Origin of the sequence: Nocardia sp. NPDC058658 (assembly GCF_042716665.1) — a bacterium.
GTDB lineage: Bacteria > Actinomycetota > Actinomycetes > Mycobacteriales > Mycobacteriaceae > Nocardia.
In genome coordinates this window covers 1-15979 of the sequence record NZ_JBHXRR010000044.1, presented here as the reverse complement: position 1 = coordinate 15979, position 15979 = coordinate 1, and the positions used below count along the sequence as shown (strand labels likewise).

The following is a 15979-nucleotide window of genomic DNA, read 5'->3' as shown; positions in this document are numbered from 1 at the left end:
GGTGCTGCCCGGACAAATCCACCCGGCTTGTGAAGGCAATCGGCGTTCTCCAGGATCGCGAGCGTCAAGCCGCGTCGGCAGGATGAAAAAGGCTCAGTGACATTTCATTTCCGACCGGAAATCTCGACGATGTTCTCCACGCCCGGACGGTTATTCTCGGGCTGAATCGCGGCGGCGCTGGACAGAATCTCCAGCCATGGCAAAACTTTCATACCGGGCCGAAGCACAATGACCATTTCCTTGCCGAAGCCTTCCGAAATACACCGCATTGGGGCGGCTATATGACCGACCTATTATCAGAATTCAACTCCGACTCCTCGTCAATCGACATGAGGTCCCACACTCTCGACGCCGATGTCGCGGATCTCGTTGACGAGTTGCGGGTTCTCGGCGTCGAGGACCCCCTGTTCATCCTGCTGGGGCAGAAGACCGCCCGCGCCTTCCACGACCGCGAGACCATCCTCGCGAATGGCATCGGGCTGGCTCAGATTCGTAGCGTCACAGTGCCGCATTACTCCGCAGCCAACGGCGCCAAGCACGGCAATCGGCCCGATCGCTACCGCAGCATCGTTCTCGCTGCGCTGGGCAAGGCGTCATAGCCAGCCACGCCGCGCGCCAACTAGGGCACAGCGACAACGGCACCACTGCTGCCCGTCACTACGTCGACAGTCCCAGCGAGGTCGCCGACTACACCGGACTGCTGGGCCCGGGCTTGGCGTGAAGCAGGTCGAAACTTTGCCTCAACTCGTGTCGAAAGCGTGTCAGAAGTCAAAATTCGACCCTCATCGAGCCTTGGACCGGCATGCACGGACCTCCGTTCAGGCTCCTTCAGAAGCTCCGAACCGGTGCGGGACAATAGTTGAGTGAGCACCGCCGATTACCTCGACCACTCCCCTGACCTGCGCGTATTGCCAGCGTCGGAGTGGCGGGCGGCGGCACGCGAGCACCGGAGCCGACTCGATCGGCTGGTCGGTCCCTATCTCGAGCGCCGCAAGGCGGGCACGACCCATCCGGTGATCGACTTCCTGTTCACCTACTAGAGTTGGGGCGCCCCAAGTAACGACTCATTACGTCCCAAAAATGCCCGTTACCAGCATGTATGCGACTTCTCTTCATCCCGACATTGCTCAACATTTCCCATCGTTTCCTTCTCAACCCGTGTCGATCTCGTGTCAGAAGTCAAGTTCCTTCCGCTGTCGAACCTGGCAGTTCCACCAAACCTGAGCTCAGTCAACACGTCACACGTCCCGGAGAGCTATGGCTTCACCGAGCGCAACACCGTTACGTGCAGCGAACGCGCTTCGAGCGCGAAGTTGCGCCCGGGTCCGCGGTCGGAATTTTGGTTGCCGACCACACCCGCACGGTTCGAAGCCCTCATACCGCAGCCCAGCGCCGTGAACGACCGGCGTTTACGAGGAGGCATGCGGACATCCTTCAAACAGACCGAGCGGTCTGTCAAGTCGGTGTCCACTACCCGGGGGGAACCTCATGACGCGGCACTAGCCGAACTGGATTGTTGAGATCCCGTCCTGGCATACGGTGAACAACTGTCCGAGCTGTGGATCGCTCACCATTGCCGTCACCCGCGCGCCAAATACGATGCATTCAACCTCCTGAGATTGTCCACCCAGGTTCCTCCACAACCGGATCGATCCGTCCTCGCCGGCAGAGGCCAACAACTGCGTGCCATCGGCAATCGATACCGTCGCCAACGCACGTATTCCGCCGATATGCCCCGTGAGGGGTTCACTGACTTCAGTGCAGGTCTGTGTGTCCCACAACCGAATTAGACCGTCCTCGCTAGCCGAAGCCAACAGCTGCGTGCCATCGGCAATCGATACCGCCGCCAACGCCAACACCCAGGCAGCATCACCGGTCATGAGCTTGCCGACCTCAGTGCCAGTCCGGGTGTCCCACAAACGAATCGACCCGTCGTCACCGGCTGAAGCCAACAATGGGGTGCCATCGGCCCCCCGTAACACAGCCAACGCCAAAACAAAACCGGTATGCCCGGTAAAAGGTCGACCAACCTCGTCATGCGCGTGGGTGTCCCACAACCGAATCGATCGGTCGTATCCCGCCGAAGCTAACAACTGCACGCCGCGTGTCCCCGGCACCACCGCCAATGCACGCACGCCACCGGTATGCCCGGTCAAAGGTGGACCAATCTCGGCGCCCAGTCGCGTGTCCCACAGCCGAATCATCCGGTCATCACCGGCAGAAGCCAACAGCTGCGTGCCATTAGCACCCGGTATCACTGCCAAAGCCAACACCCTCTTGCGTGACACGTCGGTATGCCCGGCTACGAGTCGACCAATTACGCCACCAGTACCAACGTCCCATACCCGAATGGACCCGTCGTCACCGGCTGAAGCCAACAACTGCGTGCCATCAGCACCCGACATGGCGGCCAGGGCTCGTACGACCTCACTGACATACCGCGGCGAAGGCAAATTCGCCTCGGCATCACTGACGGTATGCCACAACCGAATCGACCCATCGTCACCGGCTGAAGCCAGTAACGGCACGTCATCAGGACCAGATACCACCGCCAACGCCACCGCCAACGCGCGCTCCCAGCCGAAATGACCGGTCACTTCGATTCCGGCGCAGGTATCCCACAACCGAATCGACCCATCGAACCCGGACGAAGCCAACAACTGCGCCCCGGCGGCGCCCGGCACGACCGCTAAAGCTCGCACTCCGCCGGACGGCTCGGTTAAGAGTCGGCCAACCTCGGCACCTTTATGGGTGTCCCACAACCGAATCATCCCCTCGTCACCGGCCGAAGCCAACAACTGCGCGCCGTCAACGCCCGGCACTGCCGCCATAGCCAACACCCGCCGACCCATCTCGCCGGTGTGCCCGGTCAAGGGTTGAGCAACCTCGGCGCCAGCGCGGGTGTCCCACAACCGAATCGACCCATCGTCACCAGCCGAAGCCAACAACTGCACGCCCGCACCGTCGGGCACCACCGCCAAAGTCCGCACTGGGCCAGTGTGCCCAACCAGAGGCTGACCTACCCCGGCGCCAGCGCGGGTGTCCCACAACCGAATCGACCCATCGTCACCAGCCGAAGCCAACAACTGCGCGCCCGCACCGTCGGGCACCACCGCCAAAGTCCGCACTGGGCCAGTGTGCCCAACCAGAGGCTGACCTACCCCGGCACCCACCCGTGTATCCCACAACCGAATCATTCCGTCCGCACCCGCCGAAGCCAGCAACGGCGTGCCATCAGGCCCACGCACGACAACGATCGCAGTCAACTGATAACGGGAAGCGACCATGACATTGCGACTAGCCCACAGGCCGAACCTGCGTGACCTGACTATTTGACCGCCGAACACCTCAGTTGGGTGGTCACGTTCGATATCTAGGCTGAGCCTCCTTGCTTCCAATGGCGATTGGGATATGTATGGTTCGATGCCGGCCCAAGCACCGAGTGTGGTGCCCAGGTATCGCGCTCGCGCGGGAATTCCGACGTGTCCGCGGACGGTTCCGCTGGCTTCCCAGGGCAGAAATCGGGCGGGAATGTGTTCGTCGTCAAGGATTCCGCCTGCTGCAGCATGGGCTACCAATTCGTGCCGCAGGTACGCAGCTGGGGTAATGTCACCATCCTCCGGAAGTTTGCCAATCAGAGCTTCAGCAATGCGCTTATGAACGGCGGCCTGATACTCGGTGTAATTCATGCGTTGCCGCCATTTGCTAATGTGGACGGCGGTTGTTGCAAGATTTCGCGGAGCCGATCATGCACAGGTCGATAGACTACGTCGCCGCGAGAACTGTCTTTGCTGAGATAGCCAGCCAATGCGCCGCTGAGGACTCGCGCAACAACACCCTCGCTCAATGGTGCGGCATGTATCGCTGTCGCGATCGTCTCCCACAGTCCGATCGGAACCCCACGCCCACCGGCGAACGCGGCTGCTTGCATAACCGCGAGCGCATGCTCCTCGGGAAGGCCAGAAGCATGTGCCCAGCTGCGGAGGTCTCGTCTCAAAAGCCCGACAGTGCCCTCACCTAGAGATCGTAGCCAGGCAACGTCGTCAAGATCCTGCTTGAGTTTAGCTTTGCGTAGTTGGTCTGCGGCAATGCGGGCGTCAAGAAACGAATCGACTACACGTTGAGAGATTGTTATTGCCGCGGCCCTGCATGCCTGCGCATCGTCATTGTAGGGGGAATCACCTTCGAGGACAGCAGCTACGTACATCTCGATGTCGTCGGTAATGTCGGGGCCATCCGTGCGTAATTCCGTCATATCGACGACGGCCACGGATTTCAGCGCGATGAGCGTGGGGTGAATGTTCAGCGCACCAGTTTCCAGGCGCGGCCGATCGCTACGCACTCCGATCACCCAGCGAATGTTGTAGCGGCTCAACGGGGAGATGACGTCAGCAATAATCCGCAGCGGAACCGGAGACTCATCGAGTCCGTCGACGACAATGGTGATTACCTGTTGACGCGCAGCGATGTACTCGCCCACTGCCGCACGCAAGGCTGCGACCTGGTCACGATTAACGTGTTCCTCCCACGCCCTGACGCCCATCGCATCGGCGAGTTCAATGAGCAATTGTCCACTATCCTTGTTGCGCGCCAGCACAGCGACATCTATACAGCCCATTTCGGGAACCGTAGCAGGATCAGCTGCGGCCACCGCAACACCATAACGAGGGTCACGACGGAACTGTTGGTCGCTGAGGGTAACCGCGCGCGCAATCAGCGCTGACTTTCCCGAACCCGCAGTACCCGTCACAATCAGCATGCCCGCGCTTTCACGGAAAAAATATGCGATCTTCTGGGTAAGTTCCTTCCTACCCGAGAAGTACCAACCGGGATCGGTGTCGCTCGTGCGCCCACTCGCCCGCGCGAGCCAATATTCGACCTCGGATTTGGTCGCGGCGAGCTGTTGACGTTGAGTCGCCACAAGATTATCTGGCGCTCGGTAACCGGGGTTCGGTAGGCATGGACTGGGTTTCCGGCTGGTTTGCCGTGTGCCGAAAATATGGCAGGGCCGAATGGAACTACCCTCGGCCGCGTCATCGAGTTCGCGCCAGAATGCATCCATACTCAGCAAGGGACCGGAGTACATTCCTGTCAGTAACCTTTGCCGCACCGTCTGAAGCACAGTGGTCAAATCCAGCATTTCTGGACGTTGGTAAAAATCACCTGCCGTGAATACGTGCCTCGTTTGCGAATCATCATCCCGAAGCAAGGATGGTGCCAATCTTTCAAGCTCGGCGCTCAGATTCCCAGCATGGCAGGCGTTGACGATACACAATACATGTCGCGCCCCAGAATCCAGCACCGCCTGAAGCAGATCAGCCGACGGATAGAGGCTATTTGACCCCCTGGCTGCGGATTCTGGCAATCGGAGATAGTGCCTGCCTTCGTCGAATTCGCCGTGGGCCGCGATATAGACCACAACCGCATCCTCCTCGGCGAGGTCCCGCAGGCCCTCGGCATCAATTAGCTTTTCGATGTCGCTGCGGCTTCTTATCCACTCCGATCTCCTCCTTACGAATCCCCGTTCGCCGAGGCTTGGGTCGCACCACCACTTTTCAACTTCATCGAGTTGTTGACCGATACCGGCAGCGAACTCTCCCCCGACGTCTTCGGCGTAGTCGCGTGCCGCGACGATCACCAGTCGGTTCACTTTCCCCCCTCGCTTCGCCAACCGTTTCACCATCGGGTATAGCAGACGTGAACGAAGTCCGCTGACCAGTTCGACGAGCTGCCCGTAGCATACGGCCATGGCACGCTCCTCTGAATACCCGTCCGGTTCAACGGGTTTGACCAGTTCTCAAGGTCTAACGATGTCAGACTCAAATCAGGTCACCGACGACGCGGTCGTGGTCATTCCTGGGATCATGGGCTCCGAACTCCGCGACACCAGTACTGACAAGCTGATTTGGGGGTTCAGTCCCCGCACGCTCGCACGCCTATGGACCGCTGGGGAGTCAGCCTTCGACCTCCTTCGTGTCCAGGACGACCAGCCGGGAACGGTACGGCCAGGCGGGCTGCTTCGCACTACGACTGCCGCACCAGTGCTGGGCGGATACGAGCCCTACACCCGATTGGTCGACGAACTCCAGGCGATTGTGCTCCGGCCAGACGCGGTCGCGGAGTTCGCCTACGACTGGCGGATGTCTACTCGCTATAACGGCAAACTACTCGCTGCTGCGATCGACAGGCACATCAGGAAATGGCGGGAGGCAGTTGACCGCCCGCAGGCCCGCGTCCACCTCGTCGCGCACTCCATGGGCGGGCTACTGTGTCGCGAGCTGACCACAATCTCGGGTGCCCTCGACGACGTCGCGAGCATCATCACCGTCGGCACCCCGTTCGGCGGATCCCCCAAAGCCGCACAGGTACTCAACTCGGGACGCGGCCTTCCCATCCCCCTCCCCGCGAAGCGGCTACGGGCTGTTGCGGTCACCATGGCGGGCCTGCACGATCTGCTGCCGACCTACCGTTGTGTTGACGATGGCGATTACATTCGCCGACTCACCAGTTCGGACGTCGCAGACCTTGGCGGCAACCTCAATCTTGCCGAGCAAACCTTCGACCGCGCCCACATGCTCCGCGATACCGTTCTGCCACACCATCACCCGGTGATCGGCAAAGCACAAAAGACTGTCTGCAGCCTGCGACTCGATGCGGGGGTTGTCACCGGACTGCACCATTCGTTCCATCCAGCTTCTGACACCGACGTCATCCGCGACCCCAAGACCGGGGCACCCCTGCCCTTCTCCGGCGACGGTGACGGCACTGTCCCCCACAACGCAGCTCAACCCAACGGCTCTGCAAAAATCTTGGAACTACCTCAACAACACGGTCCGATCGCCCAGTCCCCCCAAACCATCGCAGCGATCACCGCCATCATCCTCGGCCGAACTCCCCACTTCGGCATCAAACTCGGCCCCGACGACCTCGGCATCGACGCACCTGACCTGGCCACAGCTGGCATCGCGTTCGACACCGAAATCACCGGCGCCCAGAGCCCCGTCGGCCTCCGCATGACCTTGACCGACACCGAAACCAACACCGACGTCGGTCGCCCAGTCGCCCACCGCCGCGAAGGAAGGCTCCTAATCACGGTCACCGCTCCCGAACCAAGCATTTTCCGCCTGACGGTCCGCAGAGGAGCCGACGCAGTAAGCCAGCTTATTATCGTTACGCCACACGGGGCATAGTTATTCTCGATGGAATACTGCGGGTAACGTTGGTGCCGACCAGGTTGGTCGATCGCATTGGATATCGCGGACGGTTCGCGGCAATCGACCAGCGGCCGCCGTGCGTTGGACTTGACACATTCCACTCGGCACGATGTGAGCCTCTGTGACCTTGTCCGTCTCTTACCGCCGATAAGGGGGGTCTTATCGGCGGTCAGAACCTGGCCGAAGCCAGCGCCCGCGACCAGGCCCTGACGAGCCGAGGCCCGGCGCCCTGATCCGGCGGATCATGGCGTGCAACGCCCGAGATCGGGCGGAATCCGGTGCCACCCAACCAAGTTCGCAGACCCCGCCAGCGTGCGGTCAGGACACGAAGTCCGGGCACAGGTTGGTAGTAGCGGCGCTGACGAACAGCGGGCCTTGACCGAACTGGTGAGTCCGCTCGACCGCGGCGGTCTCATCGAGAACCGACACTCCACCACGCAGATGTGTGCACGTCGCGTGACCTGCGGTGACCATCTCCGACGTCGACTTGCCCGGCAACGTGGCGTTATTGATTCTGATCTCCTCCAGGAACGCCGACTCGGCGCTGCTGGTGTCAGCGGTCGCGGAACAACCTGCGAAGCCGACAGCGGCCATTGCCACGCTGAACGCTATAGCCGTGTTACGCAAACAGATTCGGCTCATATACATCGTGTCGCCCCTCGTTTCGATCAGCAGGACCGGCACACGCGACGCGATTCCCTACGACGCAGTTGCCAGCGTGAGGTCAACGATCCCGCAGTACCGGAATACACGAAACCCACCCCAGGGATGGGCAGACCCAACCTGCGGGCACTCGTCCACTCACCGCTCCTGTGCACCGCAGCGCGGGTCAGATCTGCGGACCGCCGAAGTCGCCGTGCCCGCGGTCCTCGGCGGCGGTACGGCGCCACTCACGAGGGGTGACGCCGTACGTCACCCGGAACCGTCGGGTGAAGTGCGACGCGTCGCGAAATCCCCAGCGCAGGGCGATCATCGCGATCGAGAGGTGACGCAGGTGGGGACTGGCGAGGTCGTCGCGGATGCGGTCGAGACGTTGGCCGATGATCCACTGGGCGAGGCTGTAGTCGGCGGCGGCACAGATCTTGTACAGGTGACGCACAGAGATGTTGAGGGCGCGGGCGATGCGGGCGGCATCGAGTTCGGGGTCGGCGAGATTGCGTCGCACGTAGCCGCGGATCTCGGCGAGCATGATCTCCGAGGGGATGACCGCGCCGTCGTGTTGGTCGGGTTCGCTCGTCGAGAGCAACAGCCCGCGTATCAGGTCGATACTGGCCGAGCCGGACAGGCGCGCGGTGGGATCGGCACTGAGATCGTCTGCGCACCGGGTCATTTCGGTGATGTGCCCGGCGACGAGTCGGTAGAAGGGGCTGCGATGCAGGTGCGGGGCGGCCCGGCGAATGCGTTCGACCGGGAGATCGAGCTGATCGAGGGGCACATGCAGGCAGGTCGACCCGCCGTCGCCGTCCCAACGAAAGTCGTACGGGGCGTTGAGGTCCATCAGATGGAGGTCGCCGACGGCGACTTCGCGCTGGAGGCCGTCCTGTTCGTAGCGGGCCGAACCCTTGCGATGCACCGCGAGAGCCAGCATGGGCGAGGGGTTCGTCCGGATCTGTTTCGCCGTCCGGATCAGTTGAATACCGGAGATGTCGGCACGAAAGATATTGGCATCCCCGAACTCCCAGACATCGAACCGGGCGTGCGCGGGAACGCCTGGATTCTCGTGCACCACATGGCAGGGTGTGGACGCCTCCTGCATGGCAGCGGTGATCGCCGCGGCACGTTCCGTCGGTGCCAAAGCGCCGGTCTCGAACACTGTGGCCATAACATGCCTCCCTCTGTCAGACTCTCCGCCTGATCGCGACTGATCCGTGCGGCACCATCAGTCCAGAAATCGTGCACGGCGAGACCAGTTTGCCTGGTCACAGCGCCCTACGCTCGGCAACATAACTGGACATATGCCCGAGCAGGAGGGGTTCTTTGTTCAAGCCCATGGGACGAGCGGATGAGCTCGACCACCTCGACGGATTCATCGCCGCCGCGCGGAACGGTCTCGGGCACGCTGTAGTGCTGCGCGGCGAGCCGGGAATCGGCAAGTCGGTACTGATCGAGTCCATGATCGGGTCAGCGCACGGGTTTCGAATCCTGCGCTCGGACGGCTACGAGGCTGAAGCCACCCTGCCCTATTCGGGCGTGCAGCGGTTGGTCGGATCCCTCGAAGTCGACAGCGCGCAGTTGCCCGACCTGGAGCGGGAGGCGCTACGGGTCGCGCTGGGAGTGTCGGCGGGCGCGGTGCCGGATCGGTTCCTGGTCGGGCGAGCGGTGCTCAGCTTGCTCGCGATCGTCGGTCGCGGCGGGCCCGTGCTGTGCGCGGTCGATGACGCACAGTGGTTGGATCGGGAATCGTTGGACGCGTTGGGTTTTGTCGCGCGACGACTGCGTGCCGACGCGGCGGTGGTGGTGTTCGCGGCACGTCCCGACGACGACGTCGATGTCCGGCTCGCGGGAGTGCCGACGCTTCAGATCGACGAATTGGCCCGTACCGATGCCATCGCATTGCTGACCCACTCGTTCGACGGGGTGCTCGAGCCGCGGGTCGCCGCCGATATCGTCGACGAGGTCGGCGGGAACCCGCTGGTCTTGACCGATCTCGCGCGCGATCTCACCATCCGCGAACTCACGGACTCGTCCTTCGTCCCCCGCCCGCTCCGCGCGAGCCAACGACTCGAAGAGTTCTATCGGCGCAAGCTGGATCTGCTGCCCGATTCCTGCCAGGACTGGATCCTGGTGGCAGCCGCGGAATCGACGGGAGATCTGAAGCTGGTGGATCGCGCGGCCGCACTCCTCGATATCGACGAGAGCGCGGGTGAAACGGCGGACGACGCCGGACTGGTCGTCATCGATGGGGCAGTGCGATTTCGGCACCCGCTGGTGCGCGCGGCCGTTTACCGTGCCGCGACGGCTGCCGCGCGTCGTCGCGTCCACGGTGCCCTGGCTCAGGCCGCCGAGGCATCCGGGTCGGCCGATGTCGGGGCGTGGCACGCCGCAGCGGCGACTGCGCGCCCCCACGAGGGTATCGCGCAACGCCTGGTCGATGCGGCAGAGCGTGCCGGGCGGCGTGGTGGCCTGATCGCCAGGGCGAGTCTGTTGGCACGGGCGGCTGAGTTGAGCGAGGATCCCGTGCTGCGCGACGATCGCCTGCTCGCCGCCGCCGAGTCGGCATCCGAAGCCGGGGCCGGGCGATTCGCCGTGGACCTGACCGATCGGATCCCCGACCCGCAAGCGCTCGAGCCGGTCGCCGCCGGACGGCGCTTGTTCGTGCGGGCATCGCTTGCCGCCTTTCTCGGCGATCCCGAGGCGATTCGACTCGCACCAGATCAACTGACGGCGGCGGCGGACCTGTTCCACGGCCGGGACACACGCCGCGAGCACCTTGCCCTGCTGCGCGCTTTCGATGTGGCCCACAGCGCCGAACGCGCGGTGACCGCTGACACCATGCGCGGTCTCGGTCTTCGGATGCGGGCCGCCGCGACCGAGGCAGAACCGATCACCCGCGCAGTCCTCATCGGTGTCGCGGCACTGCTCCTCGACACCTATGCCGAGGCGGTCGCTCCGATGCGGAAGGCAGCCCACGTCCTGAGTGAACTAGACGATCGTCGAGCGCTCGAGTTCAGCATCGTGGGGGTGATCTTCACCAGCGCCTTATGGGACGAGCGGGCACGCAACAACTGGCTCGATCGTGGGGAGCGGATCGCCACCCAGTCGGGCACCCTCCGGGAGTTGGATTCCTTGCTCTGGATGCGGTCGCTGACCGAACTCGATCGCGGCGATGTCACCGCCGCCGGGCGGGCGGTCGCACGCGTGCGAGAGCTGCGCCAAGCGATGGGCTATCCGGCCGAACATGTCGTCAACGGCTCATACCTCGCCTGGACGGGAGCGCCGACAGCGGTGGTCACCCAGATCGCCGAGTCGACCCTGGCCGCGGGTTTCGGCGGTGTCCACACCGCGACGATCAACGCCCTGGCGATCCGCAACCTCGCCGAGGGGCACTACCACGACGCCTACACGCTGCTGACGCCGTTCGAAGCCGATCGATTCCTGCAGGTCTCGCCGCACCAACTCCCCGAGTACATCGAAGCGGCCGCCCGAGCGGGCCACACCGCCGACGCCGAACGAGTCACTGTCGAATTCGCGAGGTTCGCCGACGACATCGGGTCGCCATGGGCACAGGGTGTTGCCTTGCGGTGCTCAGCGCTGATCGCGCCGACCGAGGACGCCGAGGAACTCTATCTGGCCGCTGTTGCCGCGTTGACCGAGACCGACACCCCGATCGACCTCTATCGTGCCCATCTCCTCTACGGCGAATGGCTGCGTAGACAACGTCGCCGCACCGACGCCAAGGTCCAATTACGCACCGCAGCAGAGGGATTGACACGATTCGGCGCAGTCGCCTTCGCCGAGCGGGCAGCACACGAGCTGGATGCCTTCGGCGAGCGGGCACAGGTCGACAGCCCTGCCAGGTCGGTCGAGTTGACCGCCCAGGAATCCGAGGTGGCAGCGCTGGCAGCAACAGGCCACACCAACGCCGAGATCGCCGCGACCATGTTCCTCAGTGCCAACACCGTCGATTACCACTTGCGCAAAGTCTTTCGCAAACTCGGCATTTCCTCGCGCCGCCAACTGCGCGAGCACGTGCCGCCGACCGCGAACTGACCTCAGGACTACGTGCGACACGTGGTTCGCGCGGAGCCGTTGTGGCCCATCGTGAACACAGTGCTCAGCACCCACTCGCGAGGAGGCCGCAATGCCGACGATCACCGCCGATGACGGAATTCAGATCTTCTACAAGGACTGGGGTCCGATCGACGGGCGTGCGGTCCTGCTCAGCCACGGCTGGCCGCTGAACGCCGACGCCTGGGAGAGCCAGGCGTTGTACCTGGCCGAGCACGGCTGTCGCGTCATCGCTCATGATCGGCGCGGACACGGCCGTTCCACCCAGCCCTGGAACGGCAACGATATGGATACCTACGCCGACGATCTCGCTACGCTGCTCGACACCCTCGACCTGACCGATGTGACCGTGGTCGGGCACTCGACCGGCGGCGGTGAGGTGGTGCGCTACATCGCCCGCCACGGATCCTCGCGGGTCGCGAAACTTGTTCTCGTCTCGGCTGTTCCGCCGTTCATGCTGCGCACCGACGACAATCCCGAAGGGCTGCCGATCGAGGTCTTCGACGCGATCCGCGCCGGCGAACGCGCGTCTCGCTCGCAGCTGTATCGCGACCTCGCCGATGGGCCGTTCTTCGGCCACGACCGGCGCGGCGACATCCCCCAGGGGATGCGCGACGCGTTCTGGTTGCAGGGCCTCGCCGCAGGCCATCGCGGCGCCTACGAATGTATCGCCGCCTTTTCCGCCACGGACTTCCGTGGCGACCTCGCCGAGATCACCGTGCCGACACTGGTCATCCACGGTGACGACGACCAGATCGTCCCCATCGACGTGGGTGGTCTGCGCTCGGCGAAACTCGTCGCCGGTGCCGAGCTCAAGGTCTACGAAGGCGCCGGTCACGCGCTCCCCGACACCGAGAAGCAGCGACTGTCCCAGGACCTGCTCGACTTCATCGAATCGTGAACACCGGAACGGAGAACACCGCAATGAGCCAACCAAAGCACACCCACAAGCCGCCGATCGTGCTCATCCACGGACTCTGGATGACTCCGTTGAGCTGGGACACCTGGGCGCGGCGCTACCGCGACCTCGGACACCAGGTAATCGTTCCGGGCTGGCCCGGCATCGGTGATCGCGCCCCTGCCGACATCCGCGAGGATCCGCGCTCGCTCGAAGGCGTCGGCATCGTCGAGATCGTCGACTTCTACGCCGATCTCATCGCCTCGATGCCCGAACAGCCCGTCATCATGGGCCACTCGTTCGGCGGGATCTTCACCCAGATGCTGCTCGATCGAGGCCTCGGCATCGCCGGGGTCGGAGTGGCGCCCGGTCAACCGGCCGGCGTTCTCGCCCTGCCGTTCTCGACCTTGCACACGGGTCTTCCGGTGTTGTCCAACCCGTTCCGCTTCGGCAAAGCCAGCCCGATCTCCAAGCGCCACTTCCACTACACGTTCGGCAACGACCTCAGCCGCGCCGACTCCGACCTGGAATGGGCTGCGAGCGCGGTGAATTCGTCCAATCGGGTGTTCTTCGAAGGCGTGCTGTCATTGCCGAAGAAGAAGTCGGGCATCACCGCGGTCGACTTCCGCAAGGCAGACCGGGCGCCGCTGCTGCTCATCTCAGGTGGCATCGACCACGTCGCCCCACCCGCCATCCAGAAGGCCGCCCTGCGCAAGTACGCCAAGGGCACCGCGCTGGTGGAGCGGATCGAGTTCCCCGGCCGCACGCACCGGCTGGTGAGCCAGGACGGGTGGGAGGAAATCGCCGACTATGCCCTGGACTGGACGCTGCGCCACGCCGCGACCCGATTCCCGCAGGCGACGTAGCGCTCACCATGACCGGCGTCAGAATCACCCATATCGGCGGGCCGACCACGCTCATCGAGATCGACGGGTGGACCATCCTCACCGATCCGACCTTCGACGAGCCGGGGGCGCGCTACGACTTCGCCCTGGGCACCTACTCGGTGAAGACGATCGGCCCGGCGATACGGGTGGACGACCTACCCGCCGATCGACGTCGTGCTCCTCTCCCACGACCACCACGCCGACAACCTCGACCACGTCGGACGCGCACTACTGCGTACCGTGCCGAGGGTCATCACCACCACGAGCGGCAGTCGCCGGCTCGGCCTGGCCCACGCCGAACCGATGGTGCCTTGGCAGGAGACCGTACTGGCCTCGCCGGTGCGCGCACCGCTGCGGGTGATCGCCACTCCCAGTCGCCACGGGCCGCCGTTCAGTCGCCTGCTCGTGGGTGAAAACCTCGGCTTCGCGATCCAACGACCATCGGAATCCGCTGTGGCGGTATGGATGTCGGGCGACTCGGTCTACTTCAAAGGCCTCGAGCAAGTCGCGCGCCGCCTCGACGTCGATATCGCGCTGCTGCATCTCGGCGCCGTCCGGTTCGGGCTCACCGGGCCGGTGAAGTACACGATGGACGCCCGCGACGCCGCCCGATTCATCAGGCTCCTCGAACCGCGCATCGCCGTGCCGGTGCACTACGAAGGCTGGACCCACTTCAGCGAGAGCCACGACCGCGCGCGCGTGCGGTTGCTCGAAGAGTCCGAAGGCGTGCATCACCGGGTGCAGTGGCTGCCGCCCGGAAAGCCCGTCGAATTTCCCTCTCCCACACCACCGCTCGCGCACTGAGCGCTCCCGAAAAGGTGATCGATCATGTCTACTGATGTCCCGAATCCACGCCGGCGTCGGCTGCTGAGCGTGCTGGCCGCGACCGTTGTCGTTGTCAGCCCAGTCGCCCCGGCACTGGCCACCGCCGATCCCGGCGAACCCACCCTGGTACTGGTCCACGGCGCATTCGCCGACGCCACCAGCTGGGACGGAGTCGCTGCCGAGCTACGAGGACGTGGCTATCCTGTTGTCGCAGTGAACAATCCACTGCGTGGCCCCCGCAATGACGCGGCCGCCCTGCAGGGTGTTCTCGACAGCATCGACGGACCCGTTGTGCTCGTCGGGCACTCCTACGGCGGTGCCGTCATCACCAACACCCACAACCCCAAAGTCACAGCCAACGTCTACATCGCGGCCTTCGCACCGGCGCAAGGCGAATTCGTACAGGGACTGCTTGACCCGATCCGCTTCCCCGGCAGCCAACTCCTGCCACCCGCACTGCAGGTCCGGGTCGTGGACGACGCCACCGGAATCGGTGGTCACAACGTGGACGGCTACATCGACGCGCCGTACTTCCACAATATCTTCGCCCAGGACGTCAGCACCGAAACCGCCGCCGACATGTACGCGCACCAGCGCTCGGCCGCACTCAACGCCAACCTGGAACCCTCGGGCCCGCCCTCGTGGGCGAGCACACCCAGCTGGTACCTCATCTCCAGCGAGGATCACGTCATTCCCGCTGCGGCACAACGATTCATGGCCGGACGGGCCGCACCCAGCACGACGAATGAGATCAACTCCTCACACGCCTCACTGGTATCCCAGCCGGTCACCGTCGCCGACACCATCGTCGAGGCCGCGAACTCGGTTCGATAGCCGGCCAACCGATCGTGGAACATTCGATCGTGTCCAGTCCTACGACCTCCTGGTACGGGCGGGACAGGGCCGGAGTTGCGGACCGCGATTGTCGAGCAGCGAGATCGGGACGGAGTCGATCCGAACATCGGCTCCGTCCCATCCGGCGCACTGCTCCCCACAGCCGGACCTGCACGGATACATTGCAGTGCGGCCGCACCGTTCAGGAACTGTGGTGGATCATCGCCGCCGTTTGGACAGTGTGGCACCGATAGCTGTCACAAGGAACCATACGTAGCGCGGCCGCTTCACCCAGGAATGGCCGGTTCGCACGTCAGCCAGGTGCACCTTAGGCGCGACGGCGGCTGGCTGGTGCCCGGTCAGTAAGGCGACCGCACTGGTGCTCAGCATCGCCGCCGCCAACTCAACCGCCGGGGCCAGCGCAGGAGCCGCCAATCGGCCCGCCTCGACTTCTTTGAACAGCGCTGGGTCGGCATAGCTGGGCAGCCGAACGGCTAATACTGCAACGGCACTCACGGATCGTCAGTCGAGCGGATGACCACGGCGGCGGTAATGCGAGAGCCGAGCCTGATACTGACGTCGCCGCCGCCACC

Annotated in this window: 12 protein-coding genes; 8 read left to right on the top strand and 4 right to left on the bottom strand. The window is 63.9% G+C overall.

What is annotated here, in order from left to right:
• Positions 1 to 329: 329 nt before the first annotated feature.
• Together ACFWUP_RS30985 and ACFWUP_RS30980 are read left to right on the top strand one after the other, a co-directional pair.
• Complete coding sequence (locus tag ACFWUP_RS30985; protein ID WP_379239537.1) at positions 330 to 599, top strand: hypothetical protein; 270 nt, start codon at positions 330 to 332, stop codon at positions 597 to 599.
• Positions 600 to 863: 264 nt separating this feature from the next.
• Positions 864 to 1040: a hypothetical protein gene (locus ACFWUP_RS30980; RefSeq protein ID WP_379239536.1), complete on the top strand. Its 177-nt coding sequence runs from the start codon at positions 864 to 866 to the stop codon at positions 1038 to 1040.
• A gap of 459 nt (positions 1041 to 1499) precedes the next feature.
• Here the strand turns inward: ACFWUP_RS30980 and ACFWUP_RS30975 are convergent, their stop codons facing one another.
• On the bottom strand, positions 1500 to 3689 hold the full coding sequence (locus ACFWUP_RS30975; protein WP_379239535.1) for a WD40 repeat domain-containing protein: 2190 nt from the start codon (positions 3687 to 3689) through the stop codon (positions 1500 to 1502).
• On the bottom strand, positions 3686 to 5749 hold the full coding sequence (locus ACFWUP_RS30970) for an AAA family ATPase (protein ID WP_379239534.1): 2064 nt from the start codon (positions 5747 to 5749) through the stop codon (positions 3686 to 3688). Before ACFWUP_RS30970 ends, ACFWUP_RS30975 begins: the two co-directional genes overlap by 4 nt.
• Between ACFWUP_RS30970 and ACFWUP_RS30965 the strand changes: the two genes are divergently transcribed.
• On the top strand, positions 5748 to 7190 hold the full coding sequence (locus tag ACFWUP_RS30965; protein ID WP_379239533.1) for a hypothetical protein: 1443 nt from the start codon (positions 5748 to 5750) through the stop codon (positions 7188 to 7190). The two genes, ACFWUP_RS30970 and ACFWUP_RS30965, sit on opposite strands and share 2 nt — an antisense overlap.
• 342 nt (positions 7191 to 7532) lie before the next feature.
• Here ACFWUP_RS30965 and ACFWUP_RS30960 read toward each other — a convergent pair whose 3' ends face one another.
• Positions 7533 to 7808, bottom strand: coding sequence for a DUF732 domain-containing protein (locus tag ACFWUP_RS30960; RefSeq protein ID WP_379239538.1), 276 nt, complete (start codon positions 7806 to 7808; stop codon positions 7533 to 7535).
• A gap of 235 nt (positions 7809 to 8043) precedes the next feature.
• Positions 8044 to 9036 carry a helix-turn-helix domain-containing protein gene (locus ACFWUP_RS30955; RefSeq protein WP_379239532.1) on the bottom strand — a complete coding sequence of 331 codons (993 nt, stop codon included), beginning with the start codon at positions 9034 to 9036 and terminating at the stop codon, positions 8044 to 8046.
• 167 nt (positions 9037 to 9203) lie between these two features.
• Here ACFWUP_RS30955 and ACFWUP_RS30950 point away from each other — a divergent pair, with 167 nt between their 5' ends.
• The 5 genes from ACFWUP_RS30950 (at position 9204) to ACFWUP_RS30930 (ending at position 15386) form a co-directional block, all read left to right on the top strand.
• A complete protein-coding gene (locus tag ACFWUP_RS30950; protein WP_379239531.1) occupies positions 9204 to 11924 on the top strand; it encodes a LuxR C-terminal-related transcriptional regulator in 2721 nt (906 codons plus the stop codon).
• A 91-nt stretch (positions 11925 to 12015) separates the two neighbouring features.
• The gene (locus tag ACFWUP_RS30945; RefSeq protein WP_379239530.1) at positions 12016 to 12843 is read left to right on the top strand and encodes an alpha/beta fold hydrolase; all 828 of its coding nucleotides are present in this window, start codon (positions 12016 to 12018) and stop codon (positions 12841 to 12843) included.
• A 23-nt stretch (positions 12844 to 12866) separates the two neighbouring features.
• A complete protein-coding gene (locus ACFWUP_RS30940) occupies positions 12867 to 13706 on the top strand; it encodes an alpha/beta hydrolase (protein WP_379239529.1) in 840 nt (279 codons plus the stop codon).
• Between the two features lie 195 nt (positions 13707 to 13901).
• The gene (locus tag ACFWUP_RS30935) at positions 13902 to 14531 is read left to right on the top strand and encodes an MBL fold metallo-hydrolase (RefSeq protein ID WP_379239528.1); all 630 of its coding nucleotides are present in this window, start codon (positions 13902 to 13904) and stop codon (positions 14529 to 14531) included.
• A gap of 24 nt (positions 14532 to 14555) precedes the next feature.
• Entirely contained in the window at positions 14556 to 15386 is an 831-nt protein-coding gene (locus ACFWUP_RS30930; protein WP_379239526.1) for an alpha/beta hydrolase, read from the top strand.
• The last annotated feature ends 593 nt before the right edge of the window (positions 15387 to 15979 follow it).

Coding starts and splice junctions, on each gene's coding strand:
- ACFWUP_RS30985 (WP_379239537.1), top strand. CDS start 330: ATGAGGTCCCACACTCTCGACGCCGATGTCGCGGATCTCGTTGACGAG.
- ACFWUP_RS30975 (WP_379239535.1), bottom strand. CDS start 3,689: ATGAATTACACCGAGTATCAGGCCGCCGTTCATAAGCGCATTGCTGAA.
- ACFWUP_RS30965 (WP_379239533.1), top strand. CDS start 5,748: ATGGCACGCTCCTCTGAATACCCGTCCGGTTCAACGGGTTTGACCAGT.
- ACFWUP_RS30970 (WP_379239534.1), bottom strand. CDS start 5,749: ATGGCCGTATGCTACGGGCAGCTCGTCGAACTGGTCAGCGGACTTCGT.
- ACFWUP_RS30960 (WP_379239538.1), bottom strand. CDS start 7,808: ATGGCCGCTGTCGGCTTCGCAGGTTGTTCCGCGACCGCTGACACCAGC.
- ACFWUP_RS30955 (WP_379239532.1), bottom strand. CDS start 9,036: ATGGCCACAGTGTTCGAGACCGGCGCTTTGGCACCGACGGAACGTGCC.
- ACFWUP_RS30950 (WP_379239531.1), top strand. CDS start 9,204: ATGGGACGAGCGGATGAGCTCGACCACCTCGACGGATTCATCGCCGCC.
- ACFWUP_RS30945 (WP_379239530.1), top strand. CDS start 12,016: ATGCCGACGATCACCGCCGATGACGGAATTCAGATCTTCTACAAGGAC.
- ACFWUP_RS30940 (WP_379239529.1), top strand. CDS start 12,867: ATGAGCCAACCAAAGCACACCCACAAGCCGCCGATCGTGCTCATCCAC.
- ACFWUP_RS30930 (WP_379239526.1), top strand. CDS start 14,556: ATGTCTACTGATGTCCCGAATCCACGCCGGCGTCGGCTGCTGAGCGTG.